At 61.1% G+C, this 10,357-nt stretch carries 10 protein-coding genes; 2 read left to right on the top strand and 8 right to left on the bottom strand.

Annotated features, from left to right (window positions below):
- Positions 1-90: 90 nt before the first annotated feature.
- Together AWB69_RS21935 and AWB69_RS21930 are read right to left on the bottom strand one after the other, a co-directional pair.
- The gene (locus AWB69_RS21935; protein WP_062088658.1) at positions 91-858 is read right to left on the bottom strand and encodes a CbtA family protein; all 768 of its coding nucleotides are present in this window, start codon (positions 856-858) and stop codon (positions 91-93) included.
- A gap of 8 nt (positions 859-866) precedes the next feature.
- Entirely contained in the window at positions 867-1,100 is a 234-nt protein-coding gene (locus AWB69_RS21930; protein WP_062088654.1) for a CbtB domain-containing protein, read from the bottom strand.
- 226 nt (positions 1,101-1,326) lie between these two features.
- On the opposite strand from AWB69_RS21930, the gene AWB69_RS21925 reads away from it, so the two are divergent.
- Positions 1,327-1,887: a histidine phosphatase family protein gene (locus AWB69_RS21925; RefSeq protein WP_062088651.1), complete on the top strand. Its 561-nt coding sequence runs from the start codon at positions 1,327-1,329 to the stop codon at positions 1,885-1,887.
- Positions 1,888-1,958: 71 nt separating this feature from the next.
- Here the strand turns inward: AWB69_RS21925 and AWB69_RS49525 are convergent, their stop codons facing one another.
- From AWB69_RS49525 to AWB69_RS21910, 3 genes are all read right to left on the bottom strand, one after another.
- Complete coding sequence (locus tag AWB69_RS49525; protein ID WP_231937191.1) at positions 1,959-2,303, bottom strand: hypothetical protein; 345 nt, start codon at positions 2,301-2,303, stop codon at positions 1,959-1,961.
- A gap of 81 nt (positions 2,304-2,384) precedes the next feature.
- Positions 2,385-3,332 (bottom strand): bifunctional Delta(1)-pyrroline-2-carboxylate/Delta(1)-piperideine-2-carboxylate reductase, encoded by a 948-nt coding sequence (lhpI, locus tag AWB69_RS21915; RefSeq protein WP_062088649.1) that lies wholly within the window; start codon positions 3,330-3,332, stop codon positions 2,385-2,387.
- A 91-nt stretch (positions 3,333-3,423) separates the two neighbouring features.
- A complete protein-coding gene (locus tag AWB69_RS21910) occupies positions 3,424-3,984 on the bottom strand; it encodes a DUF2878 domain-containing protein (RefSeq protein WP_062088646.1) in 561 nt (186 codons plus the stop codon).
- Positions 3,985-4,230: 246 nt separating this feature from the next.
- Between AWB69_RS21910 and ppk2 the strand changes: the two genes are divergently transcribed.
- Positions 4,231-5,127: a polyphosphate kinase 2 gene (gene ppk2, locus AWB69_RS21905; protein WP_047846735.1), complete on the top strand. Its 897-nt coding sequence runs from the start codon at positions 4,231-4,233 to the stop codon at positions 5,125-5,127.
- 11 nt (positions 5,128-5,138) lie between these two features.
- On the opposite strand, the gene AWB69_RS21900 is transcribed toward ppk2, so the two are convergent.
- The 3 genes from AWB69_RS21900 to AWB69_RS21890 all read right to left on the bottom strand — a co-directional run bounded on the left by AWB69_RS21900 (position 5,139) and on the right by AWB69_RS21890 (position 10,255).
- Positions 5,139-5,378, bottom strand: a complete 240-nt coding sequence (locus AWB69_RS21900; RefSeq protein WP_075643965.1) for a hypothetical protein — start codon at positions 5,376-5,378, stop codon at positions 5,139-5,141.
- A 120-nt stretch (positions 5,379-5,498) separates the two neighbouring features.
- Complete coding sequence (locus AWB69_RS21895) at positions 5,499-7,049, bottom strand: efflux transporter outer membrane subunit (RefSeq protein ID WP_062088639.1); 1,551 nt, start codon at positions 7,047-7,049, stop codon at positions 5,499-5,501.
- Between the two features lie 11 nt (positions 7,050-7,060).
- Entirely contained in the window at positions 7,061-10,255 is a 3,195-nt protein-coding gene (locus AWB69_RS21890; RefSeq protein WP_062088636.1) for an efflux RND transporter permease subunit, read from the bottom strand.
- Between the last annotated feature and the right edge of the window lie 102 nt (positions 10,256-10,357).

Here is a 10,357-nt window from a genome sequence, read left to right as displayed (position 1 = left end):
CCCAGTAGCTATCCTGCGCTCGCACGCATAACAGCGTGAAATCAATGGCTTATGTTTGTGATCGAGTCAAAGTTCGGACTAACGAAACGCTCAGGCCGAAGCAATCCGCCGGGCCGGCACCGCTTCCATTTCACGTTGCGCAAGCACGCCGAACAGCAAACCGAGCGTGGTCCAGATCACCGCCTGGATGCCGATTGCCGCCACGCGGAAATTCCACAGCAGCGTCGCTGAAAACAGCTTCGGCACTTCGTCGACCGGCGGCAGCGCAAAATGCGCCAGCGCCATCAGCACGATATACACGGCGACCGAAATCAGCGCTGCGTTCCAGTTGCCGTGGCGCGCCTGCAAACGCCGCTGCAGCCGCACAGCAAACACGGCGACAATCAGCGAGATCGCGACCATGCCGAAAAACAGCGCGGTCCGTGCGCCGATCGTGTCAGGATTGCCCACGGAAGGCGGATTCGGCGGGTACTTGAGGAACGGCACGACCGCAATGGTCACGAAGCCGAACAGGCCGAGCAACGCCGACGTTCCCCGTGCGCGCAAAGCGCCAAGCCGCGCATACGAAAACGCGAACACGAGGGAGAACAGGCCGCCCAACGCTGTCCCGAACACGCAGACACCCGTCAGCAAACCGAGCCCCGCTTGCGTGCCGCGACTGACGAGCTCGACGTCATCGGCAGGATCGTGCTGATGCCCGGATGCGGCTTCCGCTTGTTCGTGCAGCTTTTCCTGCTGCGCTTCAAAGGCAATCGCGCGATCAACCGAAGGCTCACCCAAGGTTTTGGCAACACAAAAGCCGAGCAGGCCCGCGACGAGTCCCGCGATCATGCCGCGTATCAAAAGGTTTCGGATCATGGTCGGTCTCAGTGGCAGGGAAAGCCGAGCAGATGGCGACCGTCGTGGACAAACTCGTGGATAACCATACCCTGGAAGATCGAGGTCGCGCCCTGTTCGGCGCCGACAAAATAAATCGCGATCAGCAAAAGCAGGCCGATAAAGACTGCCCAGGGCAACACTTCACGCACCGGAATGGGTATGGGTGCATCAAATGCGGGATTATTGCCGGTCAAACTGGCGGATGCGGCAGGATGGCTCATGAACGACTCCAGGGGATTACGCGTCCCGTAAGAAAAAAGAAAGGTTGCAGCGAGGGTCTGACTTGCAGATGCAGAAGGCTGAAGCACTGGCAGCCCTTCAATAGCCTTGTTTGACATCCGCTCACAGTGGCGCGACCGTGCCGGACTTTCACCGGTTTCCTCGCAATGCAAGTCGCCATTCTAGAATGAGTCGGCCGAATGTAAAGCACTCACTTAATCGAGCCCCATGAAAACCGAACTTATCCTGCTGTGCCACGCGACCACGGCTTCAATGAAAAGCGGCTCGTTTCCGAGTAGCGGTGACGCTATTGACGGGCCTGAATTGTCTCGCCTCACACGGCTCCCTTCGGCCTTTCAACCGGATCGGATCATCACAAGCCCGGCACACGCCGCTATTCAAACCGGGCGCGCCTTCGAAACCGCGGCGAGCATTGACACGTCATGGGGCGACTTGGATTACGGTCGTTGGCAAGGCCGTCCCATCCGCGATATTCACGATGAAGACGCGGCCGGATTGGGTGCGTGGCTTTCCGAACCGGAAAGCGCGGCGCATGGCGGTGAGAGTCTGGGAGCCCTGCAAACAAGGGTTCGCGGTGCGCTGGAGAGCTGGCGAGGGACTGGAGTCACGCTGGTCGTGACGCATGCAATCGTGGTCAAGACCGCGCTGGCGACCGTGCTGGATGCACCCCTTACAGCAGTCTATTGCATGGACCTGGAGCCGCTTTCGGCAATCACGCTGACTCGATCAGGCGACGCATGGCGTCTTCGACACAGGTCTTCCCTATGACAAAAAGGCGTCGTTTTTACCAGCGACTGAAAAAATGAGCAGCGCTGCGAGCGTGCGGGTTCGTGCGAGGTTCAGGCTTTCGCGCCGCGCGCCATGCGCTGGAGCGTCGAAGAATCGATCGCGCCCGCGCAGATCCTGATCGCTTCTTTCAGCGTGCGGGGACGTCCCGCTGCGAAATGCGCTTCAAGAATCGCGATGGCGCGAAGCCGTTCGTCGTTGCCCAGCTTCTCACCGGTCGCCAGTTCGAGCACCGATATGAAGTACGTCGCCGGTGGCGTGACGCGGGAAGGCGCCGTTGGCGTGGCAGCGGGAATTGCATCTGACCACGCCTGTTTTGCAATGGTCGCTATATCGGATTGGGCGCGCCAATCCGCTTTTTCCGCTTCTCTCAGTTCAAATTCGTTTCGACTAGTCATCAATCAAGCCCTGAAATAATCCTCGGATCAACAATGATTAAATAGCAAGGACTATTCCAGCTTGTTATGCAAGCACTTTCCTTAACCCGCCCCGAGCATCGCCCGGACAACTCTGCATGCGGCCAGATCCCACGCAGCGCATCCGACGCTCTTGAACATGACCGGCCGCTTGATCCCTGATTCAGCGGCTTGAGCACCCAACGCACTCGCAAGCGGCCGCACCTCGTCCCAGCTAATACCTGCCTGTATCAGGTCCCCGGCCTCATGCCGCGCACCGGCCAGGTCGTCCACGAACACATCGCTCGCCAGCACCGTCGATGCCGCAATCTCAGCGGCATCAGGCGTGAACGCGCCCACGCCGATCACGAGCCGGCCCTCGATGGGCGGCAGCGTATAGACCGGCGTTTTACTCGTGGTGGTCGCGATAACTACGTCGATCGACGCGGGTATGTCGACGTCTTTCAACGCGCTCAATCTCTCCGATAACGCCACATGGTCCACACAAAATGCCTCAGCGCGTTCGACCCGCGAGCCCTGCACGATAATCTTAGCGTCCGGATAAAGCGCACTCAGCGCCTCGACATGATGTGCTGCCTGCTTGCCCGTGCCGATGACCAACACCTCCTTGGGCTCGCGCCCAAGCAGCGCCTGGATGCCGATCATCGTGACCGCGGCGGTGCGGCGGCCGGTTACCGTGGGCCCGTCCAGCATGAAGAGCGGCACGCCGGTCGCGGCATCGAATGCGGTGACCTGGCCGTGAATGGTCGGCAGCCCGAGCGCGCCGTTCTTCGGGCATACATTGACGAGCTTGTGCATGGCGAGGTCGGCGGCGGCGGCCGGCATCGAGAGCATCACGGCGCCGTCGCGAAGCGGCACCACCATGCGCTCGGGACTCGTGATGAGGCCGCTCGCATAGTCGAGCATGGTGCGCTTCAAGGTATCGACGAGGCGGTCGAAGGGCAGCAAGCGCGCGGTATCCGCGTGGTCGAAGTGAGGCAACGACGGCGAAAGCGAAGCGGTATCGGTCATGGGGGTCGCAAGGGGATGCCGTTGGCAACGGCGATGGGGCATTCTAAAGGCAAACAATTACGCTCTGGCCCGACTAACCCCCAGCCGGTAATCAGTGCACACCGTCCCACCGCCGCGAGAACAGGATCAGCGCCGGCATCAGGATGGCCCAGCCGATCGCCAGCGCGAGTGTCGCCGGCAGCGGTTGCACGAAGCGCACCGCGCCGAGCGCTGCGCCAGCGCGAAACGACATCGGCCCAACTATGGCGCCAAGCATCGATGCAAGCAGCATGCGTTGCTTGAGCCAGCCGAACGCGGTGTTGAACTGGGCCGCGAAAAGCGCCCACAACGCAAGGATCCAGTAAGGTGCGGCGGCGGACAACACGGTGCCGTTGGGATACTCGAGCCATCCGGTGGCGACCGGCATGCTCTCCCAGATCGCGCCCATCACAACCACGCTGACCAGCAGCTTGAACTCCGGCAACGGCCGGTCGACCCACGCAAGATGCACCGCGACGAGCACAATGGCTGTTGCCACGCCGATCCATGGCACGTCATGTGCAGCGCTCAGTACGCAGGCAAACCAGCCGAGCTGCCCGATCACGAAATAGACGCACGGCGCCCAGCGTTCGACCGCCGATGGGCGTCGTGGGCCACTGGATGCGTCGTGCATGCGATCTCCGGCTCACGGGCAAAGTGCCCAACCCTGCCGTATGACGCGAAAACCGTTCCACGCTCAGCATCCGCGAAAGGGCGGATCATTGCTTACTTGCCCCGCTCCGGGCCCGCCTGCCGTAACATTCCTGAAATTATCGGACCGGATAATCGATAATTTGCAGGATTGCAAGGTTTTGTATTGCCTGCCGGGACGATCAACGCGGTTAACACGGTCAACACGCCCAACCAGACGGAGCTTCCCATGATTTCGCAGGATAAACAGCGCCGCTTCGAAGAAGACCTGATCGACAGTTACGACGAAGAACTCGAGATGGAAGTCGACGACCGCATCCTCGACGGCGACAGTGCGTTTTCCGCCGAAGCGCGCGAGCAACGCAAGATCTACTTTCGCGAGCTGTTCCGCCTGCAAGGCGAACTCGTCAAGCTGCAAGACTGGGTTGTCGCCAGCGGTCACCGGCTGGTGGTGATCTTCGAAGGGCGCGACGCCGCCGGCAAGGGCGGCGCGATCAAGCGCATCACGCAGCGGCTGAATCCGCGCGTGTGCCGGGTCGCCGCATTGCCCGCACCGAACAATCGCGAACGCACCCAGTGGTATTTCCAGCGCTACGTGTCGCATCTGCCGGCAGGCGGCGAGATCGTGCTGTTCGACCGCAGCTGGTACAACCGGGCGGGCGTTGAACGTGTGATGAATTTCTGTACCGACGCCGAATACGAAGAGTTCTTTCGATCAGTGCCGGAATTCGAAAAGATGCTGGTGCGCAGCGGCGTGCAGATCCTGAAGTACTGGTTCTCGATCACCGACGACGAGCAGGAAGTTCGCTTCCAGGCGCGCATTCAAGATCCGTTGAAGCAGTGGAAGCTGAGCCCGATGGATCTGGAAAGCCGCCGTCGCTGGGAAGCCTATACGCATGCGAAGGAAGTGATGCTGGCGCGCTCGCATATTCCCGAAGCGCCGTGGTGGGTCGTGCAGGCCGTGGACAAGAAACGCGCGCGGCTAAACTGCATTCACCATCTGCTGAGCCAGGTGCCATATCACGAGATCGAGCACCCCACGATCGAATTGCCCGACCGTGTTTATAACGACGATTATTTGCGGCAGCCCGTGCCCGAAAGCATCATCGTGCCGGAAGTGTATTGATTGCTGATGGACTAGCAGTGGCAGGTCTTGTCATGCATGGCATGGACCTGCGGTGTAAGGGCACCGCTACGATCGGCTTGATCGTGACGTTGCCTGAATACCGCTTGAAACATGTATTGCGAACCCTTCATGACCACGACGAACGTCACTTGCATCAGGTTGAAATCGAGCGTCACCATCAGGCGCATCAAGACCAACAGCGGTAGTACGACGGCGGGTCGGTAGAGTTGTCGTTCGATTAAGGCTCTCATGACGGCTCCCGTATCCATAGCTTTATTCTACGGACCGGGAGCCCCCGGATAAACCCGCTGTAATCGAAGACACTTGTCGCGCGTTTTGAACAATCGCGCTTCCAGTGCTGCGTTTAATGCTCAGCGCGACGCAACACTCGCATCTGCCGCAGGTGCAGCAGGTGTTGCCGATGTTGCAGGTGTTGCAGATACAGCCGGCATATCCCCCCAACCGCCGCCGAGTGCGCGGATCAGGTTCACGGTCGACGTAGCCTGCACGCCCGCCAGTTGAACCGCTGCGCGCTGCGACTGCAGCACGGTACGCTCGGCATCAATCACGTCGAGATAATTGACCGCGCCCTCGGTGTACTGCGAACGGGAAAGCTGCGCTGCCCGGTTCGACGCGCTCACCGCTTCGGCCTGGGTGCGCGTCTGGTCCTGGAGGATACGCAGGTCGGAGAGGTTGTCCTCCACTTCCTGGAACGCCACCAGCACCTGCTGCCGATAGTTCGCGACATCCTCTTCATAGATCGCGCGTGCGTTCGCAAGATTGCCCTTGCGACGCCCGCCGTCGAAGATCGGCAAATTGAGCGCCGTGCCCGCAAATGGTCCGAGCAGGAACGTGCGGCTCGACCAGTTGAAGAGATCGCCAAGCGTCGCCGATTCGAATCCGCCCGAGCCCGTTATGTTGAGCGAGGGGAAAAACGCCGACTTCGCCACGCCAATGCGCGAGTTCGCCGCCGCCATTGCACGTTCTGCCGCCGCGATATCCGGCCGGCGTTCGAGTAACGAAGAAGGCAGGCCCGGCGGAATCCTGATGTCGACAGGCGTCAGCGGATTGGCCGCCATCGAGAACTGCGACGCTGACTTGCCGAGCAGCACCGCGAGGCTGTGCTCGGACGCGGCGCGCAAGCGCCGCACCGTCATGGCGTCGGACTTGGCGGTAGCAAGTTCGGACCTGGCCTGCGCCACGTCCAGCTCGCTGATCTCACCTTCATTGAAGCGGTTTTGCACGAGCTTCAGCGCCTGCTCGCGCAGCGTGACGGTACGCGTAAAGACGTCAGTTTCCGAATCGAGCTCACGCAGGTTGAAGTAGTTCTGCGCCACGTCCGCCTGCAACGCGAGCTGCACGGACCGGAACAGCGCTTCGCTTTGCTCGGTGTCGGCGTTTGCGGCCTTCACCGAGTCCGACACGCGGCCGAACAGGTCCACTTCGTACGAAGCACTCGCCTCTGCGCGCCACAGGGTCTGCGACGGTACATTGGCGTTGGCGGGGAGAAACTGCGAGGCCGGCGAGACCTTCTCGCGCGTCGGGCCGAAGCCTGCATCCAGCGTCGGGAACAAGGCCGCCCGCGCGGTCTGGTTGATCGCGCGCGATTCCTTCACCCGCGCCGCCGCTGCCTTCAGGTTCTGATTCGCCTCCAGCGCCTGATGTTCCAGGTCGTTGAGCGTCGGGTCGTTGAAAACCGTCCACCATTCGCCGCGCAACGCCTGTTCCGACGGTTGCGCGGTCTTCCACGTGCCCTGCTCTGAAGGCGCCAACGCCGTTTCCTGCGGTGTTTCCTTGAAGGCCGCCGGCGCGCTCACGTCGGGCCTCGTGTAGGTCGGCGCGAGCGAACAGCCCGCGACAACCAGCATGGACCCGAGTAGCGCCGACAATCCCAGCCATCGCTTGATATTCAACGTTTTCATTTCAACCTCTCTCATACTTCAAGCGAAGCATTGACACCGCGCATGTGCGGATTGTGGCCATGCTTGTCGACGAGATGTTCGCCGCCAGCCAGCTTTCTCAACAACACATAAAAGACCGGCGTAAGCATCAGGCCGAACAGCGTCACACCGAGCATGCCGAAGAACACCGCCACGCCCATTGCATGGCGCATTTCCGAACCCGCGCCCGACGACAGCACGAGCGGCACCACACCCATGATGAAAGCAATGGAGGTCATCAGGATCGGCCGCAGACGCAGGCGGCTGGCTTCAATAGCCGCCTCCACGATCGAGCGCCCCTGCATTTCCAGCTCCCGCGCGAACTCCACGATCAGGATGGCGTTCTTCGCCGACAAGCCCACCAGCACCATCAAGCCGATCTGCGTGAAGATGTTGTTGTCACCCTTCGTGAGCCAGACACCGACCAGTGCCGAGAAAATGCTCATGGGCACGATCAGGATCACGGCGAGGGGCAGCGTCAGGCTTTCATACAGAGCTGCCAACACGAGGAACACGAGCAGCACGCTGATCGGGAACACCCACATGGCCGCATTGCCGGCAAGAATCTGCTGATACGTCAGGTCGGTCCATTCGAACTTGATGCCGCGCGGCAGCGTTTCAGCCGCAATGCGTTCCACCGCGGCCTGCGCCTGGCCCGACGAATAACCCGGAGCCGGACCGCCGTTGATGTCGGCAGCGGTATAGCCGTTGTAACGCACCACCATCTCCGGACCGAACGTCGGCGTCACCTTGACGAGCGACGACAGCGGCACCATCTCGCCATTCGCGTTACGCGTCTTGAGCAGGCCGATGTCATCCGAGCTCGAGCGGAACGGCGCATCTGCCTGCACCCGGACCTGGTACACCCGGCCGAAGCGGTTGAAGTCGTTCACATACAGCGAGCCAAGGTAGACCTGCATGGTGCTGAATACATCGGTGACCGACACACCCAGTTGCTTCGCTTTCACCCGGTCCAGATCCACGTTCAGTTGCGGCACGTTGATCTGGTAGCTGGAGAAGGTCGGGCCTAGTTCAGGCGCTTGCGATGCACGCTTGATGAACGCCTGCGTAGCGTCGCTCAGCGCGGAGTAACCCAATGCGCCACGGTCTTCCAGTTGCAGCTTGAAGCCGCCCAGCGTCCCCAGCCCCAACACCGGCGGCGGCGGGAACACGGCAATGAACGAACCCTTGATGGCCGCGTATTTCTGGTTCAGCGAGCCTGCAATCGCTCCCGCCGAGAGCGCTGCACCCTTGCGCTCGCTAAACGGCTTGAGCGTCACGAACACAATGCCCGCGCTCGACGAATTCGTGAAGCCGTTCACCGACAAGCCCGGGAATTCCACCGCGCTTTGTACACCCGGTGTTTTCCTCGCGATGTCCGTCATCTGGCGAATCACCGCCTCGGTACGATCGAGCGATGCGCCGTTGGGCAACTGCGCAAAGCTGATCAGGTACTCCTTGTCCTGCGCCGGCACGAAACCGCCAGGTACGACCTTGCTCATCATGACAGCGCCGCACAACAGCACCACATACACGCCCATCATCAGCGCCTTGCGGTTGATGACGCCCGTCACACCCTTGCCGTAGTTCTCCGAACCGCGCTTGAAAACCTTGTTGAACTGGCGGAAGAAGCCGCCGAACACACGGTCCATGCCACGCGTCAGCCAGTCCTTCGGTTCGTCATGGCCCTTCAGCAGCAATGCCGCCAGCGCCGGCGACAAGGTCAGCGAGTTGAAGGCCGAGATCACCGTGGAAATGGCGATGGTCATCGCGAACTGCTTGTAGAACTGACCCGTCAGGCCCGACATGAACGCGAGCGGCACGAACACAGCCGTCAGCGTCAGCGCAATGGCGATAATCGGCCCGCTCACTTCGCGCATGGCCTGATAGGTCGCCTCTCGCGCCGATAACCCCGCCTCAATATTGCGTTCGACGTTTTCCACCACCACGATCGCGTCGTCCACCACGATCCCGATTGCGAGCACCATGCCGAACAATGACAACGCGTTGATCGAGAAGCCGAACGCGAGCAGCAGCGAGAACGTACCGATGATCGACACCGGCACCGCCAGCAGCGGGATGATCGACGCGCGCCAGGTTTGCAGGAATACGATCACCACCAGCACGACCAACGCAATCGCTTCAATCAGCGTATGGATCACCGCCTCAATACTGGAGCGCACGAACTGCGTCGGGTCATAGACGATTTGATAGTCGACGCCCGCCGGCATGTCCGCCTTCAGTTCCTTCATGGTCTGGCGGACCTGGTCGGAAATCTGCAGCGAGTTCGCACCCGGTTGCTGGTTGATCGCCATTGCAACCGCGGACTTGTTGTCGAGCAGCGAGCGCAAGCCATACTCGGATGCAGCCAACTCGACACGCGCTACGTCGCGCAGATACGTGACAGCGCCGTCAGGCGAAGTCTTGAGCACGATATCCCGGAATTCCGCTTCGGTCTGCAAGCGGCCTTGCGCATTCACGTTCAGTTGCAGCGGCACGTTCGACGAAGTCGGCGATGCCCCGATCACCCCGGCTGCCACCTGCACGTTCTGCTCACGAATGGCGTTGACCACGTCGGTCGCCGTCATGCCGCGCTGCGCGACCTTTTGCGGGTCGAGCCAGATGCGCATGGAGTAATCGCCCGAACCCCACAGCTGAACCTCGCCCACGCCCTGGATCCGCTCGAGCCGGTCCTTCACGTTGATCAGCGCATAGTTGCGCAGATACGTCATGTCGTAGCGGTCATTGGGCGAGTTCAGGTGGACCACCATGGTGAGCGTGGGCGACGACTTGATGGTCGTCACACCGAGCCGCGTCACGTCTTCCGGCAAGCGCGGCAGCGCTTGCGACACGCGGTTCTGCACCAGTTCCTGAGCCTTGTCCGGGTCCGTGCCGAGCTTGAACGTCACCGTGATGGTCAGGTTGCCGTCGCTGTTGGCCTGCGACTGCATGTACAGCATGTCTTCCACGCCGTTGATCTGCTCTTCCAATGGCGATGCCACCGTCTCGGCGATCACCTTCGGATTCGCGCCCGGATACTGCGCATGCACGACCACGGACGGCGGCACGACTTCCGGATATTCGGAGATCGGCAGCTTGAACATGGCGATGATGCCGGCCAGCAGGATGAGCACCGACAGCACACCCGCAAAGATCGGGCGGTCGATGAAAAACTTGGAAATGTTCATGACGTTTTCTTTATCTGCATGAGAGGCTGCACGCGCGTAGCCGCCGACCGGTCCGTCCCGTCAGGAACGCACCCGTCACATACCACGCACATGAGGAGCCGC

It is taken from the genome of Caballeronia udeis (genome assembly GCF_001544555.2).
Classification (GTDB): Bacteria; Pseudomonadota; Gammaproteobacteria; order Burkholderiales; family Burkholderiaceae; genus Caballeronia; species Caballeronia udeis.
This window is presented reverse-complemented; position numbering and strand designations above follow the sequence as displayed.